16 protein-coding genes are annotated in these 23,800 nt (G+C 62.6%); 4 read left to right on the top strand and 12 right to left on the bottom strand.

All coding sequences use genetic code 11. The features are described 5' to 3' along the window. Window positions 1-3: 3 nt before the first annotated feature. The 4 genes from fdhE to fdnG are packed head-to-tail and all read right to left on the bottom strand — an operon-like array spanning window position 4 to window position 5,599. Entirely contained in the window at window positions 4-930 is a 927-nt protein-coding gene (fdhE, locus tag ACKJSM_RS17540) for a formate dehydrogenase accessory protein FdhE (RefSeq protein ID WP_410238407.1), read from the bottom strand. A gap of 3 nt (window positions 931-933) precedes the next feature. After that, on the bottom strand, window positions 934-1,587 hold the full coding sequence (locus tag ACKJSM_RS17535) for a formate dehydrogenase subunit gamma (protein WP_039768364.1): 654 nt from the start codon (window positions 1,585-1,587) through the stop codon (window positions 934-936). Continuing rightward, window positions 1,584-2,519, bottom strand: a complete 936-nt coding sequence (fdxH, locus tag ACKJSM_RS17530; RefSeq protein WP_410238406.1) for a formate dehydrogenase subunit beta — start codon at window positions 2,517-2,519, stop codon at window positions 1,584-1,586. Before fdxH ends, ACKJSM_RS17535 begins: the two co-directional genes overlap by 4 nt. A gap of 14 nt (window positions 2,520-2,533) precedes the next feature. Further along, complete coding sequence (fdnG, locus tag ACKJSM_RS17525; protein WP_410238405.1) at window positions 2,534-5,599, bottom strand: formate dehydrogenase-N subunit alpha; 3,066 nt, start codon at window positions 5,597-5,599, stop codon at window positions 2,534-2,536. A gap of 218 nt (window positions 5,600-5,817) precedes the next feature. Between fdnG and ACKJSM_RS17520 the strand changes: the two genes are divergently transcribed. From ACKJSM_RS17520 to ACKJSM_RS17510, 3 genes are all read left to right on the top strand, one after another. Then, the gene (locus tag ACKJSM_RS17520; protein ID WP_410238404.1) at window positions 5,818-6,966 is read left to right on the top strand and encodes a MalY/PatB family protein; all 1,149 of its coding nucleotides are present in this window, start codon (window positions 5,818-5,820) and stop codon (window positions 6,964-6,966) included. Window positions 6,967-7,061: 95 nt separating this feature from the next. Further along, entirely contained in the window at window positions 7,062-7,919 is an 858-nt protein-coding gene (locus ACKJSM_RS17515; protein WP_410238403.1) for a glucose 1-dehydrogenase, read from the top strand. Between the two features lie 131 nt (window positions 7,920-8,050). Next, the gene (locus ACKJSM_RS17510; protein WP_410238402.1) at window positions 8,051-9,412 is read left to right on the top strand and encodes a cation:proton antiporter; all 1,362 of its coding nucleotides are present in this window, start codon (window positions 8,051-8,053) and stop codon (window positions 9,410-9,412) included. Between the two features lie 27 nt (window positions 9,413-9,439). On the opposite strand, the gene ACKJSM_RS17505 is transcribed toward ACKJSM_RS17510, so the two are convergent. The 4 genes from ACKJSM_RS17505 to ACKJSM_RS17490 form a co-directional block, all read right to left on the bottom strand. Next, window positions 9,440-9,976, bottom strand: a complete 537-nt coding sequence (locus ACKJSM_RS17505) for a hypothetical protein (protein ID WP_236179596.1) — start codon at window positions 9,974-9,976, stop codon at window positions 9,440-9,442. 79 nt (window positions 9,977-10,055) lie between these two features. Next, window positions 10,056-11,975 (bottom strand): PAS domain S-box protein, encoded by a 1,920-nt coding sequence (locus ACKJSM_RS17500; protein ID WP_410238401.1) that lies wholly within the window; start codon window positions 11,973-11,975, stop codon window positions 10,056-10,058. 10 nt (window positions 11,976-11,985) lie between these two features. Next, the gene (locus tag ACKJSM_RS17495; RefSeq protein WP_410238400.1) at window positions 11,986-14,304 is read right to left on the bottom strand and encodes an ATP-dependent DNA helicase; all 2,319 of its coding nucleotides are present in this window, start codon (window positions 14,302-14,304) and stop codon (window positions 11,986-11,988) included. Further along, window positions 14,301-15,953: a VRR-NUC domain-containing protein gene (locus ACKJSM_RS17490; RefSeq protein WP_410238399.1), complete on the bottom strand. Its 1,653-nt coding sequence runs from the start codon at window positions 15,951-15,953 to the stop codon at window positions 14,301-14,303. Before ACKJSM_RS17490 ends, ACKJSM_RS17495 begins: the two co-directional genes overlap by 4 nt. A 198-nt stretch (window positions 15,954-16,151) precedes the next feature. Between ACKJSM_RS17490 and ACKJSM_RS17485 the strand changes: the two genes are divergently transcribed. After that, window positions 16,152-16,376: a YgdI/YgdR family lipoprotein gene (locus tag ACKJSM_RS17485; protein WP_039768348.1), complete on the top strand. Its 225-nt coding sequence runs from the start codon at window positions 16,152-16,154 to the stop codon at window positions 16,374-16,376. 58 nt (window positions 16,377-16,434) lie between these two features. Here ACKJSM_RS17485 and ACKJSM_RS17480 read toward each other — a convergent pair whose 3' ends face one another. The 4 genes from ACKJSM_RS17480 to ACKJSM_RS17465 form a co-directional block, all read right to left on the bottom strand. Then, window positions 16,435-16,809 (bottom strand): hypothetical protein, encoded by a 375-nt coding sequence (locus ACKJSM_RS17480; protein WP_236179608.1) that lies wholly within the window; start codon window positions 16,807-16,809, stop codon window positions 16,435-16,437. A gap of 159 nt (window positions 16,810-16,968) precedes the next feature. Then, window positions 16,969-18,822 carry a polyurethanase gene (locus tag ACKJSM_RS17475; protein ID WP_410238398.1) on the bottom strand — a complete coding sequence of 618 codons (1,854 nt, stop codon included), beginning with the start codon at window positions 18,820-18,822 and terminating at the stop codon, window positions 16,969-16,971. A gap of 100 nt (window positions 18,823-18,922) precedes the next feature. Continuing rightward, complete coding sequence (locus tag ACKJSM_RS17470; RefSeq protein ID WP_410238397.1) at window positions 18,923-20,611, bottom strand: polyurethanase; 1,689 nt, start codon at window positions 20,609-20,611, stop codon at window positions 18,923-18,925. Between the two features lie 57 nt (window positions 20,612-20,668). Continuing rightward, entirely contained in the window at window positions 20,669-23,755 is a 3,087-nt protein-coding gene (locus ACKJSM_RS17465) for an autotransporter domain-containing protein (protein WP_410238396.1), read from the bottom strand. Between the last annotated feature and the right edge of the window lie 45 nt (window positions 23,756-23,800).

The following is a 23,800-nucleotide window of genomic DNA, read 5'->3' as shown; positions in this document are numbered from 1 at the left end:
GGGCTATTCGTCGCCGGGCGCCAGCAACAGATTCGGCGCCAGCCGCTGATAGCCGTCCTGAGCCAGGCGCATGTCGAGCAGCAGGCTGCCCAGATCCGCCGACAGCGCCTCGCCCTCTCCATCGTTTTCCAGATACAGCAACTTCAGGTAGCTGTTGCAGCCCGGACAGACTTCGGCGCGCAACGGCGCCTGATTGGCGGCGTGGCGGTCATCCTCCAGGCTCAGGTATTCAAGCCCTTTGCTTTGCTCGCAATACACGCACTTGACCCGCACCACATGCCATTCGCAGGCGCACAGCGAACACACCAGATAACGCAGGCCGTTGTGCTTGCCGCGATGGCGGATCACTCCGGCCATGGCCGGCGAGCCACAGGCCGGGCACTGGCTGAGGCTGTCGCCGGGCGTCAGTTGCAGGTTGGGTGCGCTGAGCAGCCAGTGACTCCACGCCGCTTGCAGCCCCGCCCCGAGAAACGGCACCAGCGCCGCCGGCACCAGCGAATACTGGCCGCTGACCAATGCCACGGCCCAGGCCCGCCGCTGGCCGGGGCTAGCGATGCGCAGCGTGGTCACAGCCTCGACCACGGCGGGTTGCTCGGGTGCGACATAGCGCTGGAGCAAGGCTTCAAGATAAAGCTGCCAGGTGTCCTCGCGAATCAAGGTGTCGGCGGCGAACGGCGGCATGCCGTGCTGCCGGCAGACTTCCAGTCTCTGTTCATCACGCGGCGCGGTCGAGGGCGGATCGTCGAGGATTTGCTGCTGAGCGCGGCACAGCCCGGCGATCAAGTGCAGGTAATCGGCCAGCGGATGCCCGTCGGCCAAACGCTCCAGGCGCTGGGCCCGCAACATGAACAGGTTATGCGGCGGCAAATGCAGAAACGGCGGCGAACTGGCCGCCGCTTCGATTTCTCCGGGTTCAAGGATGGTTGGCAACTGTCAGCCCTTTTTCGTGACCGGTCGCTCCGGCGGATCTTTGCTCTCCACCTCGCGATACCAGAGTGCATGGTGTTTCCTGGCCCAGGCGCGACTGACCCAGCCGTGCATCATCGCGTCCACCGAACCCTTGATCCAGATTCCGGCGTAGATGTGAACGATGATGCTCAGGATCAGCACAAACCCCGCCAGCGCGTGCAGCAACATCGCCCAGCGGATGGTGGTGATGCCGAAGTAGTGACTGAAATACGCGCGCCAGATCACCAGCCCGGTGAACAGCAAGCCGAGCATGCACAGCAGTAAAGTCCAGAACAGCAGCTTTTGCCCGGCGTTGTACTTGCCCACCGCCGGCACGGTCTCTTCATCGTTGACCAGCACCCGGTCGATGCGCCGCAGCCACTTCCAGTCGTTGTCGATAAAGAAGTTCGAGCGCCAGAAGCGAAACACCAGGCCGAGGAAGAACACGAACATCAGCACACCCATGAACGGGTGCAGGATCCGCGTCCATGGCCCGCCGCCGAACAGATTTGTCAGCCAGAACATCGACGGATGAAACAGCGCCAGCCCCGACAGCCCGGCCATGAAGAACAGAATCGCCACCAGCCAGTGATTGGTGCGCTGGTTGGCGGTGTAGCGCAGGATCGTCTTGTTGCTCATGGCCGGCCCTCCCCGCGTGGGTCGAAGGTGTGCACCGCCGGATCGACGACGTGCACCGAGGTGTCGGGCGGATCGGGATGTTCATCGTCCTCGACCCGGTTCGGGCCGACCCGCACGTAATGGAAGAACCCGGCCAGCACCGCCGCCCCCATGGCCAGCAGGCCCAAGGGTTTGCTGATGCCTTTCCACAAGCCCACCAGCGGACTGATCTGGGGGTTGTCCGGCAAACCGGCGTAGATTTTCGGGGTGTCGGCGTGGTGCAGCACGTACATGACGTGAGTGCCGCCGACGCCTTCAGGATCGTAGAGACCGGCGTTGTCGAAGCCTCGGCTTTTCAGGTCGACGATGCGCTCGGCAGCATGAGTCTTCATGTCGTCCTTGGTGCCGAACACGATGGCGCCGGTCGGGCAGGTTTTTACGCAGGCCGGTTCCAGCCCCACCGCCACCCGGTCCGAACACAGGGTGCATTTGTAGGCCTTGTGATCCTTCTGCGAAATGCGCGGGATGTTGAACGGGCAACCGGTGATGCAATAACCGCAGCCGATGCAGTGGTCCTGATCGAAATCGACGATGCCGTTGGCGTGCTTGATGATCGCGCCGGGGCTAGGGCAAGCCGCCAGGCAACCGGGCTCTGCGCAATGCATGCAGCCGTCCTTGCGGATCAGCCATTCGAGGTTGCCGTCGTCGGTTTCGTGCTCGGTGAAGCGCATCAGCGTCCATGAATCGGCGCTCAGGTCCTGTGGATTGTCGTAGGTGCCGTGGTTGTGGCCGACCTCGTCGCGCAACTCGTTCCATTCCGAGCACGCGACCTGACAGGCCTTGCAGCCGATGCATTTGGTGGTGTCGATCAGCTTGGCCACCTGCTCCTGATCGCGTATCGAAGGCGCCGGGGTGGTGGTGGCCGAGCGGGCAATGATGTCTTGGCTGGCCATCTAAAGATTCTCCATCAGAGCTTCTCCACGTTGACCAGGAACGACTTGGATTCCGGGGTCTGTGTATTGCCATCGCCGAGGAACGGCACCAGGGTGTTGGTCAGGTAACCGTGGCGCGTCAGGCCGGTGAAGCCCCAGTGCAGCGGAATGCCGATCTGGTGCACCACCTGGTTGTTGACCTGCAGCGGCCGGATCCTTTTGGTCACCACCGCCACCGCTTCAATGAACCCGCGCTTGCAGCTGACCCGCACCCGGTCGCCGGCAACGATGCCCTTCTCTTTCGCCAGCACTTCGCCGATTTCCACGAATTGCTCGGGTTGGGCAATCGCGTTCAACTTGCAGTGCTTGCTCCAGAAATGGAAATGCTCGGTCAACCGGTAACTGGTGGCGGCGTACGGGTAATCCTTGGCCACGCCGAGGCTGTCCCACACCGAATCGAAGATCCGCGCCGCCGGGTTGCTGGTGGCTTTTTTGTTTTCCGGGTGCAGCGGGTTGATGCCGATCGGCGTTTCGAACGGCTCGTAGTGCTCGGGGAATGGCCCTTCGTTCATCTTGTCGACGGCGAAGAACCGCGCCACGCCTTCGGGGTTCATGATGAACGGGTTCATCCCGGCTTCCGGCGGCACGTCGGCCTTGTAGTCCGGCACGTCGGTGCCGCCCCAGGCCTTGCCGTTCCACCAGACCAGGCGTTTTTTCGGATCCCAGGGTTTGCCTGCGACGTCCGCCGAGGCCCGGTTGTAGAGAATCCGCCGGTTGGCCGGCCAGGCCCATGCCCAGCCCTGATGCTGATGCATGCCATAAGGGTCGTTGTTGTCGCGACGGGCCATCTGGTTGCCGGCTTCGGTCCAGCTGCCGCAGAAGATCCAGCAACCGGACGCGGTGCTGCCGTCATCCCTGAGCTGGGCGAACCCGGCCAGTTGCGAATTGCCCTTGATCGCCGCCCCCGTGGCATCGGTGAAATCAGTGGTGGCGTAGCCGTTGATCTCTTTGGCGATCTCTTCCGGCGAGGGTTCTTCGGCGATCTTGTACGGCCACGACAGTTTCATCAGCGGATCGGCGAACTTGCCGCCCTCGGCCTGATAACGCTCACGCAGGCGCAGGAACAGCGCACTCATGATCTGCACGTCGGTGCGCGCCTCGCCGGGGCCGTCGGCGCCTTTCCAGTGCCATTGCAGCCAGCGGCTGCTGTTGACCAGCGAGCCTTCCTCTTCGGCAAAGCAGGTGGTCGGCAGCCGAATCACTTCGGTCTGGATGTCGGCGCTCTTCACATCGTTGAACGGCCCGACGTGTTCCCAGAATTGCGAGGTCTCGGTGGCCAGCGGGTCCATCACCACCAGCCATTTCAGTTTGGCCAGCGCCGCCATCACCCGGTTCTTGTCCGGCAACGCGGCAATCGGGTTGAAGCCCTGGCACATGTAGCCGTTGACCTTGCCCTGCCCCATCAGATCGAACACCTTGAGGATGTCGTAGTTGGGGATGTCGAGTTTCGGCAGGTAGTGATAGGCCCACTGGTTCTCGGCGGTGGCATTGGCGCCGTACCAGGCTTTCATCAGGCTGACGTGGAACTTGCTGTAGTTCTGCCAGTAGGACAGTTGCCCCGGCCGCAGCGGGACTTGCGTGCGTTTCTTGATGTAGGCGTTGTAGTCCTGCTCCATGTCGGTGGGCAGGCTCAGGTAACCCGGCAGCGCGTTGGACAGCAAGCCGAGGTCGGTCAGGCCCTGAATGTTGGAGTGCCCGCGCAAGGCGTTGACCCCACCGCCGGGCATGCCGACGTTGCCCAGCAACAATTGCACCATCGCCGCGCTGCGGATGATCTGCGAGCCGATCGAGTGCTGGGTCCAGCCCAACGCATAGAGAATGGTCATGGTCTTGCCCGGCACCGAGCAAGTGGCGATTTCCTCCCAGATTTTCTTCATGGCATCGACCGGCATGCCGCAGATCTGGCTCGCCAGGTCGATGTTGTAGCGGCTGTAATGCTGCTTCATCAGTTGATAGACGCAGCGCGGATCCTGCAGGGTCGGGTCGACTTTGACGAAGCCGTCGTCACCCAGCTCGTAACCCCAGGTGGATTTATCGGTGTAGCTGCGCTTGGCCGCGTCGTAACCGGTGAACAGTCCGTCCTCGAAGCCGAATCCGGCTCTGACGATGAACGACACGTCGGTGTAATTGCGCACGTATTCGTGCTGGATCTTGTCCTCGGTCAGCAGGTAATTGATCAGCCCGCCCATGAACGCGATGTCGCTGCCGGTGCGAATCGGCGCGTAGTAATCGGCCACGGACGCGGTCCGGGTAAACCTCGGATCGACCACGATCAGCCGCGCGGCGTTGTGCGCCTTGGCTTCGGTCACCCATTTGAAGCCGCAAGGATGCGCTTCTGCTGTGTTGCCGCCCATCACCAGGATCAGATTCGCATTGGCGATATCGGTCCAGGTGTTGGTCATGGCTCCACGGCCGTACGTCGGGGCAAGACTTGCCACCGTCGGACCGTGTCAGACACGCGCCTGGTTATCGAACCCCAGCATGCCGAGATTGCGAATCACCTTTTGGGTGATGTAGCCCGCTTCGTTGGACGACGCCGACGCCGCGAGGAAACCGGTGGTCAGCCAGCGATTGACTGTCTGCCCCTGGGCGTTCTGTTCGACGAAATTGGCGTCGCGGTCGGCCTTCATCAGGTCGGCGACGCGGTCGAGGGCTTCATCCCAGGTGATCCGGGTCCATTCGCTGCTGCCGGGCTTGCGCACCTGCGGGTACTGCAGGCGGCCGGGGCTGTGAATGAAGTCCAGCAGGCCCGCGCCTTTCGGGCACAGGGTGCCGCGGTTGACCGGGTGGTCGGCGTCGCCTTCGATGTGGATGATGTTTTGCGCAACGTTCTTCGCCGCATCGCCCTGGCTGTACATGATCAAGCCGCAACCGACCGAGCAATACGGGCAGGTGTTGCGGGTTTCATGGGTGTGGGCAAGCTTGAAGTGGCGCACCTGCTCGGCGAAGGCCTGCGTCGGGGCCATGCCCAACGCGCCCAGGCTAGAGCCTGCAAGGCCGATACCGGCGACCTTGAAGAACTGACGACGGCTGAGATCCATCGTGCACTCCTGATCAGGTGGAACCCGGTACTGGTGCCGGGTTTGTTCTGGACAATCACGGTTGCGGCACATCAGTGCCGACTTTTTCACTGTAGACAAAGCCTCTGCGACCTGTGTGAAAACCGACCGTCGGCCATCCTTGGGTCACAAGTTCGCACCCGCAGAAGATGGGGCTTATCATGGCGGCCACGACCCCTCTCCGCTCTTAGAGACCGCGCATGACTTTCGATTTTGATCAGGTATTCGACCGCCACGACACCGGCAGCACCAAGTGGAGCCGCTACCCGGCCGACGTGTTGCCGATGTGGGTCGCTGACATGGATTTCGCCGCGCCGCCGGTGGTCATCGAGGCGCTGCAACAACGTCTGCTGCACCCACTGGTCGGCTACAGCGTGGCCCAGGACAACCTGCGCGAGGCCATCGTCGCCGACCTCTGGAACAAGTTTGCCTGGCGAGTCAAACCCCAGGAACTGATCTTCCTGCCGGGCGTGGAGTCGGGCTTCAACATGGCGCTCAAGGCGCTGGTGCAACCGCAGCAGAACGTCGTGGTGCAAACCCCGAATTACCCGCCGCTGCGCCACGCACCGGGCCATTGGGGTCTGAACAAGGTTGAACTGGAGTTCAACGCCCAGGCCGACGGCACCTACACCACTGCGCTGGACGCCTTGCTTGAATCGCTCAAAGGTGGTGGCGCCCTGCTCCTGAGCAACCCGCACAACCCGATCGGCAAAGTCTTCGACCGTGAAGAACTGCAAGCGGTGGCAGACATCTGCGTGGCCCAGGACGCCTGGATCATCTCCGACGAGATCCACGCCGAGCTGTGCTACGACGGCCGCGTGCACATTCCGACCGCGTCCCTGAGCCCGAAAATATCCCGCCGCACCATCACCCTGATGTCGGCGAGCAAGGCCTACAACATCGCCGGTCTGAAGACTTCGTTCATGATCATTCAGGACGCTGCCCTGCGCGAGCGGGTCAACCACGCCCGCTGCGGCATGGTCGACAGCGTCAACCCGCTGGGCATGGAAGCCACCCGCGTGGCCTACAGCGAAGCCGGCCCTTGGCTTGAGGCACTGAAACAGTACCTGCAAGCCAACCGTGACTGGCTGGTGGAGGCGGTGCGCAACCGCTTGCCCGGCGTGACCCTCAATGTGCCGCAAGGCACGTATCTGGCCTGGCTCGATTGCTCGGCGCTGGATCTGGACGACCCGCAGAAGTTCTTCCTGGACCGCGCCCGGGTCGGCCTCAGCCCGGGCCTGGACTTTGGCGACCACAGCCAGCCATTCGTGCGCCTGAACTTTGGTTGCCCGCGGTCGATGCTGGAAGAAGGCATTGCCCGGATGGAGCGAGCCCTCAAGTCCCGGTAATCGAGTCAGGGCAAACCCTAGCGTCAATCCGATCGAACTCAGCACGAGCGGGCCGGGTCAACCGGCCTGACTGCCATGAGACCCGGAGATTGACGATGACCGATTACCCAAAACCCCCGTTCCCGAAACAGGCGCAAGCGGTTCCCGGCTCCCAGCGCAACATGGAGCCGTACCCCGATTGCGGCGAACAGAGCTACACCGGCTCCGGTCGGTTGGCCGGCAAGATTGCCTTGATCACCGGTGCCGACAGTGGCATCGGTCGGGCGGTCGCGATCGCCTTCGCCCGCGAAGGTGCCGATGTAGCGGTCGCCTACCTCAACGAACACGAAGACGCCCAAGAGACTGCGCGCTGGGTCGAACAGGCCGGCCGCCAGTGCCTGTTGCTGCCCGGCGACATCGCACAGAAAGCCCAGTGCCAGGCGTTGGTGGACAAAGCCGTCGAGCGCTTTGGCCGCATCGATGTGCTGGTCAACAACGCAGCTTTCCAGATGACCCACGAAACCTTCGAGGAAATTCCCGATGACGAATGGGTGATGACCTTCGACGTCAACATCACCGCGATCTTCCGCCTGTGCCAGGCCGCCATCAAACACATGGGCCCCGGTGCCTCGATCATCAACACCAGTTCGATCAATTCGGACATGCCCAAGCCCTCCCTGCTCGCCTATGCGACCACCAAAGGCGCCATCGCCAATTTCACCGGTGGGCTGGCGCAGATGCTCGGCCCAAGGGAGATCCGCGTGAATTGCGTGGCGCCGGGGCCCATCTGGACGCCGCTGATCGTCTCGACCATGCCGGACGAGGAAGTGCAGAACTTCGGTGAGCAAACGCCACTCGGCCGTCCCGGCCAGCCGGTGGAGGTCGCGCCGATCTACGTGCTGCTGGCATCGGATGAAGCCAGCTACATCACCGGCCAGCGCTATGGCGTGACCGGCGGCAAACCGATGCTCTGAACCGCTTGCCAGAAAAAGTGAACCGCTGGACAGGGCGACCTCTCCATACCTTGATGGCCCACTCGGGTTGCAAGAAATCAGGAGGTCGTCATGTCGGGGCGGCATCGAACTGACCTCACGGGTCGTGTGCCATGAACTTCATCATCTGGGTGGCGGTACTCGGTGCCGTGCTGCTGACCCTGGCGCTGACGTCGTCGTACCTGCGCTGGATGCCGGTCACAACATCGGCTGTCTGTCTGCTACTGGGCGTCGGCATCGGGCCGGCGGGCCTCGATCTGCTGAAACTGCCGCTGGACGAAGCCTCCTTGTGGATGGAGCACCTGACTGAAGTCGCGGTGCTGTTTTCCCTGTTCGTCTGCGGTTTGAAGTTGCGGTTGCCGTTGCGCGATAAACGCTGGCGGATTGCATTTGGCCTGGCGGGCCCGGTGATGGTGCTGACGATCATTGGCGTCTGCCTGTTGCTGCATTTTGGCCTGAACCTGGATTGGGGCCCTTCGCTGTTGATCGGAGCGATTCTGGCACCTACAGACCCGGTGCTCGCGGCGCTGGTGCAGGTTAACGATGCGCGGGACGTCGACAGCGTGCGGTTCGGCCTGTCCGGCGAGGCCGGGCTCAATGACGGGATCGCCTTTGCGTTCGTGATCCTCGGTCTGTTGTTGCTGCGCGGTGAAGGGCTTGCCGCCGAATGGCCCGACTGGGTACTGCGCAGCGTGCTCTGGGCAGTTCCCGCCGGGTTGCTCTGCGGGTACTGGATGGGCCGTGGCATCGGCCGCCTGACCCTGTCACTGCGCATCCACAACGATGACAGCACCCTCAGCCCCAACGACTATCTGGCCCTGGCGTTGATTGCGCTGGCCTATGTCGTGGCTGAATCCATGGGTGGCTACGGCTTTCTGTCGGTATTCGCCGCCGGCCTCGGCTTGCGTCAGGAAGAAGTCAATTCCACCGGCGCCCACCAACCGCCCGCCGAGCACATGGTGCAACCGGTTGTCGGTCATCAGAACGTCGAGCCGCAGCAGGCGGTGCACGGCGATACCCAGCGGCTGGAAGGCAGCCAGGTGGCGGCTGGCATCATGATGGGCGACATGCTCGCGTTCGGCGGTCTGGTGGAACGGGCGATGGAAGTGTTTCTGGTCACGCTGCTGGGTGTGGTGCTGGTCAGTCACTGGGATTGGCGCGCGCTGCTGGTCGGCGGGGTCTTGTTCTGTGTCATTCGCCCGGCCTGCGTGGCGTTGATGCCATGGGGCTCACTGCTTGCACGACGCCAGCAACTGCTCATCGGCTGGTTCGGTATTCGCGGCATCGGCAGTCTGTTCTACCTCTTCTATGCGCTGAACCACGGGCTGACCGACAACGTGGCCACGCTGTGCACCGATCTGACCCTTTCGGTGGTGGCACTGAGTATTCTGCTGCACGGTATCAGCACCCAGCCGATTCTCGCCCGCTACGAGCGGCGTAAAAAACCGGGAAAACCCGAACAGGACCGCCCCTGACGGGTGGGTTTGAGCCCGGTGGTGCTTTCAGCTTCCCGGGTTGGTCACTTGAATGTAGAACGCATAGCTGCCGAGCAACATCCAGAACGTGGCAAAGATCCACGGCGTACGAATGGAAAACAGCAGTGACTTGCGGTAGCCCTTGTGGCTCGATTCCATTTCGCTGAACAGCGGCGATTCGTCATAAGCCAGCCCCATCAGCGGTTCGCTGCGCAGCAGTTCACTCTGCTTGAAGTGCCAATGATCGATGATGTCGTAGGCGGCACGGATTCCCGGCCAGGCATTGAGCGAACTGAGCAGCCCGAGCAGCGCCAGAAACGGTGGCACCACCAGGGTGAACAATTTGCCCCACTCGGGGTTGAGGTTGGCCATGCAGGACGCAAACGCAATCACCAGAAACGATTGCGCGGCCAGGTAGGCGTCGGTGCGGTTGGCCAGAATGCTGGTTTCGTACTGGATTTCCCGTCGGTAGAAATCCAGCCGTTCCTTGGGTGAGCCGAACATTTTGGCATCGTGTTCAGTCAAGGCTTCTTCGGCGGTCGGTTGGGTCAGTATGCGTGGCACGGGAAACGCTCCGGAAACAAAGCGTTTGGAGGCGTCCGGAATCGGACAAGTTCAGCTGGATCCCGTCCTCCCCCCCGGTTCACTTCATCGACTGGGCGATGATCTCCATCAGATTCAGCTGATTGAACGGTTTCGACAATCGCGGCAACCCTGCGGCAAAGCCTTCGAGGCGTTCGGCATAGCCGGTGGCGAGGATGATCGGCAGATCCGGCTTGAGCAGACGCACGGCGTGAGCCAGTTGCGCGCCACTCATTTTCGGCATGGCCATGTCGGTGATCATCAGGTCGATGACCTCGCCCTGACCGAACATCTCCAACGCCTGGGCGCCGGAGTTTGCACTGACGACCCGATGGCCAAGGTCTTCCAGCAGCAGGACCGTGCTGGTGCGCACCAGACTGTCGTCATCCACCACCAGCACGCTGAGGCGCGGCAAGGTATCGGAGGACACCATTGGGCCAACCGGGTTGGGGGCAACACCGTCGATGGCGACGGGCAACCACAGTTCCGCGGTGGTGCCCTGCCCCTGGGTACTGTTCAGAATGAATCGACCGCCCAGTTGTTCGATGAACCCGTGCACCATCGACAACCCAAGGCCAGTGCCCTTGCCCAGACCTTTGGTCGTGAAAAACGGATCCCTCGCCGACGCCAGCGTGGCAGCGTCCATGCCTTCCCCGGTATCGGTCACCCGCAGGCAGACATAGCGCCCGGCCGCCAGGCTTGAATCGTGCTGTTCGAGCACGACTTCGGGTTTGGCACTGAGGGTGACGCTGCCGCCCCCGGGCATGGCGTCACGGGCGTTGGTGGCGAGGTTAAGCACCGCCAGCTCAAGCTGATTGCTGTCGGCCAGCACCGCTTGCAGGTCTTCGGGAAACTGCGTTTCGATGCGGATGCCCGGCCCCAGCGAGCTGCGCAACAACCCGGTGATGCCCTGCACCAGTTTCGGGATTTCTATCGGTTCGGTCTTGAGCTCCTGACGCCGGGCGAAGGCCAGCATGCGCTGGGTCAGTGATACGCCGCGCAAGGCGCCCTGGGTGGCGTTCTCCAGCAGACGGCTGACCTTCGGGTCGTCGCCTACGCGTTTGCGCACGATTTCCAGGTTACCGAGGATCACCGTCAGCAGATTGTTGAAGTCGTGGGCGATGCCACCGCTGAGTTGGCCGATAGCCTGTATTTTCTGCGCCTGGAACAGCGCTTCACGGGTTTTTTCCAGTGCCTGTTGTGCCTCGGTGGCCTCGGTGACGTCGCGGGTGATCTTGGCAAACCCGAGCAAAGTGCCGGTCTCGCCACGGATCGCATCGACCACTACATGCGCCAGAAATCGCGTGCCGTCCTTGCGCAGACGCCAGCTCTTGTTCTCGAAGCGGCCCTCACGCACTGCGGTCTCCAGGGCCCGCTGAGGCTCACCGGCTTCACGGTCTTCGGGGGTGTAGAACATCGAGAAGTGCTGGCCGATGACCTCATCCGGCCTGTACCCCTTGATTCGCTGCGCGCCGGGGTTCCAGTTGGTCACCCGGCCTTCGGGGCTGAGCATGTAGATCGCATAGTCGGTGACGCCCTGCACCAGCAGGCGAAACTGCTGTTCGCTCTGTTTGAGGGTTTCTTCGGCCATCTTGCGGTCGGTCAGGTCGCGGGTGATCTTGGCGAACCCGAGCAGTTGCCCGCTCGGGCTGAAAATCGGATCGATCACCACGTGGCACCAGAAATGCGTGCCGTCCTTGCGTACCCGCCAGCCCTCACCCTCGAACCGGCCTTCGCGGATCGCCGTTTCGAGTGCCCGTTGCGGCAAGCCGTTTGCACGGTCCTCATCGGTGTAGAACCGGGAAAAGTGCTCGCCGAGGATTTCGGCTTCTTCGTATCCCTTGAAGCGTTTGGCACCGGAGTTCCAGCTGGTGATGATGCCATCGGGGTCAATCATGTAGATCGCGTAATCGACCACCGCATCGATCAGCAAACGAAAGCGCATGTCTTCGATTGCAGCGGACTTCTTGTTCTCGCTCATCAGGCTTGGCTCAAAGCAAATTCTCAATGACAGGAGTATGCGTCAAACCGGAGCAATGGACAGCGGCTTCTGTGTGGTCGAGTTGCCACCAGCGCGGCAGCAACTGCCGGATACGACTTTCGGCAAAGCGATCATCGATCAGCATCACCACGCCGCGATCCTGCTGGGTACGGATCACCCGACCGGCGGCCTGCACCACTTTCTGCACGCCGGGGAACAGGTAGGTGTAGTCGTAGCCGGCCCCGAAGATCGCGGCCATGCGCCGCTTCATCTGTTCATTGACCGGGTTGAGCTGGGCCAGCCCGAGGGTGGCGATGAACGCGCCGATCAGCCGCGCGCCGGGCAGATCGATGCCTTCGCCGAACGCGCCGCCGAGCACCGCGAAGCCGACGCCCTGGCTGTCGGCAGTGAATTGATCGAGAAAATCCTGCCGCGCCCCTTCGGCCATGCCTCGGGATTGTTGCCACCGAGTGATGTGCGGGTGTCGCTCGGCCAGCAACTGCGCGACCTGTTGCAGGTAATCGAAGCTGCTGAAGAACGCCAGGTAGTTGCCCGGACGTTCGCTGAACTGGCGGGCGATCAGCTCGACAATCGGTTCCAGCGATGCCTGACGGTGCGCGAAGCGCGTGGAAATCCGGCTGACGATCTGCACCTGCAACTGCTCGGCGCTGAACGGCGACTCGACATCGATCCAGACTGTGTCGGCCGGGGTGCCGAGCAAGTCGGCGTAATAGTGGCGCGGGCTGAGGGTGGCGGAAAACAGCACGCTGCTGCGCGCCGAACTCAGGCGCGGGCCGATGAACGCCGCTGGCACCACGTTGCGCAGGCACAGTTGCGATAGCGGGCGCTTGCGTTGGAGTTCACGTTTGCTGATGTCGAACAGGTAATGCGCGTCGAACAGTTCCGCGACCCGGCCGAATTGCAGCATCTCGAAATAGAAGTTCTGCAGTGCGCTGTCGAGCCCTTGCGGGTGATCGTTGAGGTAGTCGCCGATGCTCGCCGTGCAGGATGAGAGCGCCTGCAGCAGTTTTTCCGGTGCCTTGTCGTAGGCCTGATACGGCGCCGACTGGTCGTTGTGCAGCGCGTTCCATTCTCGGTTGACCCGCTGCAACGACTTCTTCAGGGCCTCGGGCGCGGTTTTGCGCACGTTGGCCAATGTCGCCTGATCGAGGGTGGCGCTGTACATCTGCCGCCCGCGTTCGACCAGGTTGTGCGACTCGTCCACCAGCACCGCAACGTTCCATTGATTGAACTGGGCCAGACCGAACAGCAGCGCGCTGAAATCGAAGTAATAGTTGTAGTCCGCCACCACCACATCGGCCCAGCGGGCCATTTCCTGGCTCAGGTAATACGGACATACCCCGTGCTGCGCCGCGACGCTTCGCAGCGCGGCCTGATCCAGCAGGCGCAATTGGCTGGCAGCCTTACGGGCAGCGGGCAAACGGTCGTAAAAGCCCTCGGCCAAAGGGCAGGACTCGCCGTGACAGGCCTTGTCCGGGTGTTCGCAGGCCTTGTCCCGGGCGACCATTTCCAGCACCCGCAGGGGTAAGGTTTCGCTGTGATCGAACAGCACTTGCGCCGCATCCAGCGCCAGTTTGCGTCCGGGTGTCTTGGCGGTGAGGAAGTACACCTTGTCCAATTGCTGCGGCGCCAGGGCCTTGAGCATCGGAAACAGAGTACCGAGGGTCTTGCCGATGCCGGTGGGAGCCTGGGCCATCAGGCAGCGGCCGGTGCTGACAGCCTTGAACACCGATTCGGCGAGGTGACGCTGGCCGGGGCGGAAAGCGGCATGGGGAAAACTCAGCTGCTGCGCCGCGCGGTTGCGCGCTTCGCGATGGGCCATTTCCTGTTCGGCCCACGCGAGGAACAGACCGCACTGCTGTTCGAAGAACTGCCGCAACGCATCGGCGCTGAACGCCTCGACCAGGCAGGTTTCCTTTTCCGTGACGATGTCGAAATACACCAGCGCCAGGTTGATCTGCTCAAGCTGCAATCGACAGCACATCAACCAGCCGTAGATTTTTGCCTGGGCCCAATGCAGGGAACGGTGATTGGCCGGTTGCTTGCTCAGGTCGCCGCGGTAGGTTTTGACTTCTTCCAGGCAGTTCTGCGTCGGGTCGTAGCCGTCCGCCCTGCCCTTGACCCTCAACGGCCCGAATGTGCCCTCCAGCGCCACTTCGCTCTGGTAGGCGTCGTTGCGCCGGGACGCCACCGTGCGATGCCCGGCGATGCCCTCCAGCGCGGTCGGCGACGGCGTGAAGCGCAAGTCGAGGTCACCGGTTTTTGCGGTGAATTCGCACAGCGCCCGCACCGCGATGCTGTAGCTCAAGCGCCTTGCTCCGCCCATTGCACGTAACACACGGCGACCGGCATCCGATGCGTGTTGCAGAACTCCAGCCAGCGCAGCTGATTGTCCTGCAGGCGATCCCCGGGGCCTTTGACTTCGATCATCCGGTAGGTCTTGTGCTGCGGCCAGAACTGGATCAGGTCCGGCATGCCGGCGCGATTGGCCTTGATGTCCAGCAGCAGACGGCTGAACCAGTGTTTGAGGTGTTCGGCCGGCAGACAGGCCAAGGCCTGCTCCAGCAGTTCTTCATTGAGCGCGCCCCAGAACACGAACGGCGATTGCACCCCCCACTTCGTCGCGAACCGCACGCGGATGGTGTCGGCATAACGGCCGTCGTCGAGTTCGGCCAGACAAGCCTGGAACAGCTCGGCGCGCCGGAGCTGGAAGTCTTCATTGAGCAAATCCACCGGGCCACGCTGGAACGGGTGAAAGAACGCGCCCGGCAATGGCGCGAAGATCGCCGGCCAGCACAGCAGGCCGAACAGTGAATTGATCAGGCTGTTTTCCACGTAATGCACCGGCCCCGTTGCTTCGTGCAGGTGCGCCTGAACGTGATACTCCACCGACAACGCCGGATCGAGACGTGGCAGGTGCAGATCCAGCCGTTCCACCATGCCCGGCGCCGTGCGCTTGATCGGTGGCCCGCCGAGCTTGCGCCGCAAACGCGGCACCAGCCGTTGCAGGCCCTGTTGTTCGGTGGCGGTTTCCGGCGCCTGCTCGGCGATGACCGCCAGTTCCAGTGCCAGTGCGTATTCGGCGCTGCGTTCCAGCACACGGATCATCCGCAATCGCGCGCCAGGGTAGGCGCAATCGCGATAGATCTTCAACGCCAGGGCAAATTCGCCGAGACGCTCGCAGTATTGGCCGATCTGGAACAACAGTTTGCCGCGCCGGCGTTGCAGCCAAGGGTTGTCGAAATGCAGCGCCGCGACCTGTTCGACGATCGGCTCCAGTGGTTCGCCCGCTTCGAAATACAGCTGGCAGTTGTGCAGAAACAGGCACGCATCGACGTCGGCACGGCTGCGCAAGCCACGGGAATCGGCGCTGAATTCGACTTTTTCGTAGGTAAAGATGCCAAGGTCGGCGAGCACGAACTCTGACCAGTCCTGATAGAGGTTGCCAAAGAACATCAGACGAAAGCGATCGCACAGGTCCATCAGCGTCAGGCTGAACAGCCGATCCGCCAGCGTTGGACACCACTGCTGAAAACTGCGGGGCTCGGGAAATTGTTCCTGCAACAGCGGTAGCCAGTCGGTTTTCTTGCCTCGGGGCTGGTGGATGGCCGGGCCGAAGACCTGCAGAAGCTCCGCCTTCAGCAAAATCTCGAACAGCTCCGCCATCGACAACGGTGCCTGTTCATCGAGCCAGCCATGCTCCAGCAGCGGTTGCGCCGCTTCGGCGATGTCGCCGATTTCCGTGTAATTCAGCTTGCCGGCCCGGAAATGCACGCCCTTGCGCATCACCATACGCACCAGCAAACCCTGGGACGGACGCGGCAGTGCCTTGAAGTCGCGAATGAAGGCATGTTCCGTTTCGCTCATGACATCGGCATAACGAAGCTCAAGCCAATCAAGCACCTGGCGGAAGTTGTTGAGGTAATAGAACGGGTCGTCGAGGGGATTGGCAGTCACGGTAGATTCGGGGCCATGGCAAGCGAGTACTGGTTATGCGTACAGATACCAGCCTACCCCGGCGGGCGCAAACGGAAAAGGATCAGTGGCACCGTGAACGCAGTTTTTTTTCACGTGTCCATCGAACTTTTTCGGGTGTCATGGCACCAACCGCGTTAGAGGACCGACAATGGTCGAAATGAATGAGGAAGCCGTCCTATGAAAATCAAAACCCTGGGTATCCCGCTGGCAGTCGCTGCGCTGTTGACGCTGGCCGGTTGCTCGACGCCAACGGTGGTCACCCTGCAGAACGGCACCCAGTACCTGACCGAAGACATGCCCGATACCAAAACCGAGGATGGCTTCTACGAGTTCAAGGATATTTCCGGCGCCAAGGTGCGTGTACGTGCCGACGAAGTGGCAACCGTGCGCAAAGAAGACTGACGGATAAAACATCAAAAAAGGCTGCGACCCTGTGGGATCGCAGCCTTTTTTGCATTCATCAGCGGGGTAACGCCATGCCCGGGAGGGAGCCGTCGCAACTGAAGGGACGCTCGCCGCGGCGAACCAGTTCTTCCTGCAAGCGCTGGCAGCGCTGACGCTCCTGTTGCGCCATGCGGTCGATACTCAGGTTGCCGGTCATCTCCGGCTCATGGTCTTCGCCGATGCGGAGGGTCACGAACGGTTGTTCAGGCTGGATATGAAAGCGGCTTTTTTCTTCGACGGGCTTGGCGTCTTCGCTTTTGGCCGGTTCCGGCAGTTGATCGGGTGTCACGCCATAGCGGCTCAGAATCGAGCTGTGAGGCAGATCGGCCCAGGCATTGGCCGACAGCAGCACAAGCCCCGCAACACCGATATACCCCTTGAAACCTTTCACGTGTGAATCTCCTGTACTCGTTGGCAGCCCTTGAATGACGAACGTTGCCGTCATGGCTTTAGGCCGCATTTCCTGTTGGTGCAGGGATTGGAGTCAGGGAATGGCTGGTGAGTCACTTTCGCGGTGGGGAGGGAGCACGCTCCCTCCCCATCCTTGCGGTCAGGCGATCACAATCCCGTCGGCACTCAGGCTGTTCAACGCAACCCCGACCAGCGTCACCGAATCAGCGCCGAATTTCAGCACCGTGTCCTGCCCTACCGTCGAGGCATGGGCGCGGAAGTCCTCGCCCGGCAACACGCCCTGCACGCCGAGAAACACCAGTTTGTCGTTGGCGGTGTAACCCACCACGCGATCCTGGCCGAACCCGCCGCTGAACAGGAAGGTATCCGCCCCACCGCCCGACTCCAGCAGATCATTGCCGGCGCCACCGACGAACACGTCATTGCCCGCCCCGCCAATCAGATGGTCGTTGCCGTCCAGCCCGAACAGCCAGTCACCGCTGGCCTTGGCCTTGAGGGTGTCGGCGGCGCCGGTGCCCTTTACGCTCGATTCGTACTGGGTGACGTTGTTGCCGACCTTCAGGCCGTCCGCCGTGACGCTGTGGGTCACATCGTCCTTGAACAGGCCCCAGAGAAATCCCGGCTCCTTGGTGACGATGCTGCCGATATCGCGGGTGATGCTGATCCCGCCGTTGGCATCGCGGATGTACAGGTTGCCGGCGCCGTCGTTGGCGAAGTCGAAGGTATTGACCGACTTCTGCAACTCCAGGGTGTTGTTGCCCGAACCGCCGAGCAGGATGTTGTAGCCCCCGCCATCGCGGAACGTATCGTTGCCGGCGCGGCCCTCCAGATAATCGTTGCCGCTGCCGCCCTGGATCAAATCATTGCCGTCGCTGCCGATGATGAAGGTGCTGCCCTTGTGGGTTTCGGCGTTGCGGTTCAGGTCCTGCACCCAGGTGTTGGCCCGCGCCGGATCGGACAGGTTGGCGACGATGATCGTCGAGTCCTTGCTGGTCAGGTCGTAGAATTTCGACTCGATCACCCGGTTCATGCCGTCGCCATAGGCGGTCGGCAGGTGCGAGATCCAGGTCGGAATGTTGACGATCGAGAACGGCAGCACGTTCCACGCCGCCGAGGCGTAGTGGTCGTTGAAGCTGACGATGTTGTCGGTCGCCGACTCCTTGGGCGCGTCGTGCACACCGAGCGAGGCACCGGTGAAGGTCGAGCCGTCGAGGGCGCGGAACACCGGGTCGTTTTCGTAGCCGACGTTGAGCACCTTGTCGGTGCTGCTCTGGGTCGGCGAGGCGTAGGCGATGTAGTTGGAATCCTGGAAAAACCCGCCCCATTTGCTGGTGCTCAAGTCCGCCATGCTGTTGACCGCCAGCCCGCCGAGGCTGTGGCCGCTGATCAGCACGTCCTTGCCGGTCAGGCCGTTGGCCTTGGCGAACGCCACCACATCGTTCATCAGGTTGCCGAAGGCTTCACCGACGTAGTTCTTCGCGTAATCATTGGGCCCGAACGCGGCGAGCAAGTCGTTGATCACGTCGCCGATGGAGTCGCCGATCAGGATTTCCCGCGGGCCGCTGGTGCCACGAAAGGCGATGCCGATCTCCGTGAGATGGCCCTGAGCGTCGTATTTGCCGAGGATTTCCACCTGGGCACTGGTGTAGCCGGCCTTTTCGCCGAAGAAGGTGCCGCGGGCGTCGGTCTTGCCCTCGTACCCCAGTTGCGAGGCCGTGATCGGGGTCCATCCGGCTTTTTTCACCGCGTCGAGCGCGGCTTTTTCCGAATCGGGGTTCCACGGGATGCCGGGGATCACCCCCTGCGAATCCGTGCCGCCGATCAGCGCGGTCACCAGCGTGGCCGGCAAGCCGAGGCCGAAGCCGTTGTGCTGATAACCGACGGCAAAGCCGTTATCGAGGTTGTGGTAGGAATACAGCGTAATGGCCATGGCGTCGCTGAACAGCGCCTTGGAATCCGCCGTACCGAAATTCTTGTAGTCATACACACCCATTGCTGTTGCCTCTCTCTTTGTTGGAATTGTTCAGAGATAGCTCACAACCAGAACGCCCCTCCCGAGGCGCCCCGGAGCATTTCAGTACAACTTTCGTTTGTCAGGCGAAGACGAAACTCGAATCCGACAGGTTAGCTACACCGACCCCGATCAGCGTCACGGCAAAGTCGCCAATCTTCAGCACGGTATCGCTTCCGGACTGCGCCGCGTGCTGCTTGTAGTCGTAGCCCTGCCCCGCACCCTCGACGCCCATGAACACCAGTTTGTCGCTGCCCTGGTAGCCATTGATCGCGTCGAAGCCGAACGCGCCGCTGAACAGGAAGGTGTTGTTGCCACCCACCGCGCTCATCACGTCATTGCCGGCGCCGCCAACGAAGGTTACGTGGGCCTTGTCGCTTTGCAGGTGATCGTTGCCGCCCAGGCCGAACAGCCAGTCGCCGTCAGCGGTGGCTTTGAGGGTGTCGCCCATGGCGCCGCCGCTCAGCGAATGGTTGTACTGGGTCAGTTCGGCGCCGTTGGCCAGGCCTTTGGCGGTTACGGTCCAGGTGATTTCCTTGCTGCCCCACCACGAACCCGACTCCTTGCTCACCAGCGCGCCGATGTCACGGGTCATGCTGATGCCGCCGTAGGCGTCACGCACGTACAGCGTGCCGTCGCCGTCGTTGGCGAAGCTGAAGTTCTGCAACGGCTTTTGCAGCTCGAAGGTGTTGTGGCCCTGGCCGCCGAGCAGGATGTTGAAGCCACCGTCGTCACGGAAACGGTCATCGCCGCCCAGGCCTTCGAGGAAGTCGTTGCCCGCCCCGCCCTTGAGCCAGTCACCGCTGTCGGTGCCGATGATGAACGTGCTGCCGGTGTGCGGCTCGCCACTGCGGCCCAGATCCTCGACCCAGGTCTTGCCCCGCGACGCTTGCTCAAGGGTGGAGACGATGATCGTCGAGTCCTTGTGCGTCAGGCCGTAGAACGTCGACGCGATCACCCGATTCAGGCCGTCGGCATACCCCAGCGAGCTGTGGGCCGACCAGTTCAGCGGATTGGCGATGCTGAATGGCACCAGGTTCTGCGCGGTGGACGCGTAGTTGTCGTTGAAGTTGACGATGTTGTCGGTGGTCGAATCGTGCGGCTTGTCGTGCTTGCCCATCGACGCAGTACTGAACGTGGTGCCGTCGAGCACGCGGAACACCGGGTCGTTCTCGTAGCCGATGTTCAGCACGTTGGTGCCGGTGCTGCTCTGGGTCGGCGAGGCGAACGAAATGTAGTTGGCGTCCTTGAAGAACCCGCCCCAGTTGCTCGCGCTCAACTCCGCCACGCTGTTGACCCCGAGGCCGCCGAGGCTGTGGCCGCTGACCAGCACGTCCTTGGCCGCGATGCCATGGGCGACGGCGAAAGCCGCCACCGCTTTGAGCAGGTTGTCGAAGGCGTTCTTCGCGTACTGAGTGGCGTAGTCCGACGGGCCGATGGCGGCCAGCAGGTTGTTTTTCATGTCGCCGAAGGTGTCGCTGTAACCCAGCCCGCCGGTGCCCCGGAAAGCCACGCCGATGCCGATCAGCTTGCCCCCGGCGTCGTACTTGCCGAGCACTTCGGCCTCGGCGCTGGTGAAGCCGTCCTTCTCGCCGAAGAACGTGCCCTGCGCCCCGACCTTGCCCTGATAGCCCAGCGCCGTGGCGCCGATCGGCTTCCAGCCGGTGCCGGGCAAGGCCTGGCCGGTCGGCGTGTAGGCATACAGCGTCAGGGCAATGGCATCGCTGTACAGCGCTTTGCCGTCGGCATTTTTGTAATCGAACAATCCCATGTTGTGCTCTCTCTTCCTTTCAAAAACGGCAGTTCTCGAAAGAACTGCCGCTACCTCTTAGAACTGCCAGTCCAGCGTCAGGCCCACACCGTGGTCCTTTTCGTTGGAGCCGATCAGCCCGTTGTAGTCCAGGTTGACCCGGACATCGCGATTGAGCGCCAGCCCGGCGCGCACGCCGACCACCGCTGCATCTCGATCCATCGACACACTTTGCACGGTGAACGCACTGTTGCCATTGACGAAGGCCAGGTGACTGTCGGCATCCACGCTGCTCAGGTTGTGCTGCCAGCCCAGGCTTGCACCCAGTTCCAGCTGATGTTTCTCCGACAGGGCAAACGTGCGTTTGGCCCGTACACCGAGGGTCGACAACACCACATCGCGGTTGTCTTCACCGCCCTTCAGTGCGGCGGCATCACCCTTCTCGGTGAAGCTGTCGCTGTTGAGGTGCACGTAGGCCAGATGGGCGAACGGCTCCAGGTTCATCGGTTGCAGGCCCAGGTCGTAGGCCGCTTCGGTGAACAGTTGCGCGGTGGTCGCATCGCGCTTGGTTTTCTGTTTGCCGCTGACGCCAGCGAACTGCAGGTCGCGTTTGACGTCGATGCGATGCCAGCTGTAGGCCGCACCGGCGGTCAGACGCAGTGCATCGATCTGATGCCCCAGGTACGCGCCCAGGTGATAGCTATCGACCGAGGCGGACGAATGCGTACCCTCGCCCATGCTCAGCGAGCTGTCGCTATAACCGGTCACGAAACCCAGGCGGGTATCTTCAGCGATCAAACCGTCGACCCCGGCCAGCAGGCCGCCGATGGAGCTGGTGGAATCGGCGTATTTCGACCCGCCATCGCTCTTGCCCCAGGCGCCCAGCACTTTGAGCCAGGCGTTGCTGCGGTCATCGGTCGGTGCGCCGGCATCGAACAGATCCCGCTCGCGCAGACGTTCGCCCACGGCATCGCGCAGGTAGCGGCTGTCGTTGATCAGCAGCGTGCCGATGGCTGGATGAATCTCGCCGGACAGTTGCTGGAAGGCCTCCTGCGCAGCGGCTGCCGACGGCGACAGCAACAGGGTTTCGAACAGGGCATTGCCGGCGCCGAGGCGTTCGGCGGCAGCACCGACCGCGCGCTGGTTCGGGGTCAGGCCGACACTGGCGAACGAGGCGCCGTTACGGCCGACGTCCAGTTGCACACCGCTTGCCGAGTAAGCCAGGGTGCCGCCGAGGAACGCATAGTCGGGCAACACCTGGCCGAACTGCCCTTCAATCCCGCCCGCTGCCTGCAAGATGTTGAACTGGGTGCCGAGCAGGCTGTTCACTTCGCCCGTGGTCAACAGCGTCGGGCTGTTTTCCAGCGACATGGTCACTGTCGCCCCTTCAATCAATGCTTTGCCGCCGGCGACGATCCGGTCGCTGCTGGTCGGCGACACTTCCACCGCATAGGTCGAACCCGGTGCGAAGGTCACGTCACCGGCCACGTTCAAGGTGCCGATGGAGTTGCCCGGCGCCACGGTGCCGCCGCGGTTGGCGGTCAGCGCGGCGATCCGGCCGTTACCGCCGAGAATGCCACCGTCATTGACCGTGACCGCCGATTGCAGCGAGCCATTGATTGCCAGTCGCCCCTGATTGACCAGGGTCGGGCCGCTGTAAGTGTTGTTGCCGGTCAGCACCAGGGTGCCGATGCCTTGCTTGGTCAGACCGCCGTGGCCGGAGATGTCGTTGCGCCAGGTGTCGAGCCCGCAGGTGATGTCGTTGCACACGCGCTCGGTGGGCTTGCCTGCATCGATGATCGCGCCGATGCCTGGCAGATCGGCCACGAACTGGCCGCTGCCGTAGGCGCCCTGGATGCGGAACTCTTCGGGAATGTCCTGCTCGGTGACGAACATCGCCGGGCCGTCGATGCCCTTGCGCAGGTTGATCATGCCCCAGCCGTACAGGGCGTCGATGCCCGGTGCGCCGAGATCGGTGGCCGTGGTGCGCAACACGCTGGCGACCTGATCGCCGGACATGTACGGGAAGCGCTCCATCAGCACCGCCATGGAACCGGCCACGTGCGGCGCGGCCATCGAGGTGCCGTTGTAGTTCTTGTAGCCGGTGGTCAGGTTGTCGGCGTTGGTGCCTTCGATGATCGAGCTGAAGATTTTCGTACCCGGTGCCGAGACGCAGAAACTCGCGGTGTAGCCGCAGCGCGAAGAGAAGGTACTCATGATGTACGGGTTGGCGCTGGCCAGATCCGGGTTCTTTTGCAGGGCGGCAACGGTGATCCAGTTCGGCGCGATGTCCGGAACGAAATAACCGAGGCCGGCGATGGCGTCCGGGTTGTTCAGGTTGTAGTCGTTGCCCGCCGCAAAAATCGTCACGATCCCGCTGCGCGCGGCGGCGATTGCGCCGTCGTAGGCGCCGCCGGGTTTGGTGCCCAGCAGTGTGCGGATCTCGTTGAACTGCAGTTGCGCGTCGTTGACGGTGAAGTGCGGGTACGCCGGGTCGCGGCCACCGAGGTCGAAACGGTCGGTGATGCCGATCCCCCAGCTGTTGTTGATAATCCGCGCGCCGCTGGCGATCAGCGCATCCCAGCCGGCCTTGTACACCGCGCCGTCATTGCCGCGCACAATGCCGTCTTCCGGGCCCGGATCGCCGTTGTCGGCGCTGATGATCTGTGCGCCGAACGCCACACCGTGCATCGGCCCGCCGTCACGGCTGCCGGCGGCGATACCGCCGACGTGGGTGCCGTGGGCGCCGAGCTTGCCGTCGGAACCGACCGAGGGCGAGCCGTCATAGCGGAACGCGTCCCCGGCTTTGACCGGGATATACGGGTCGGTGTATTCGCGGATCCCCGAGGTCACCAGGGTGATGACCTTGTTGCTGCCGGAAAACTCCGGGTGCGCGGCGTAGACCGGTTGGTCGAAGATTCCCAGTTTCACGCCCTTGCCGGTGTAACCGGCGGCGTAGGCGTGATCGGCACCGATGGCGCCCAGGCCCCAGTCAGCCTGAAATTCGGCGCTGCGCCAACTGCCCGGATCCCCTGCCCGACCGTTTTCCACATAGGGCGCCGCGTGTGCGCTGCCCCAGGTGGCCAGTGCGCAGAGCAAGGCGACGTTGAGGGTTTTCAGGCGAAAGCAGCCACCCGATTGCGCGGGGGTGTTGTTGTTTTTCATCCAGCGACCTTCCTTAGTGATGTTGCGAAAAATCCGTGTATTCAG

This window comes from Pseudomonas sp. PHC1, assembly GCF_046487845.1.
Lineage (GTDB): Bacteria > Pseudomonadota > Gammaproteobacteria > Pseudomonadales > Pseudomonadaceae > Aquipseudomonas > Aquipseudomonas sputi.
Note: the sequence above shows the minus strand (reverse complement) of the source record. Positions and strands in the feature narration are given on the sequence as shown.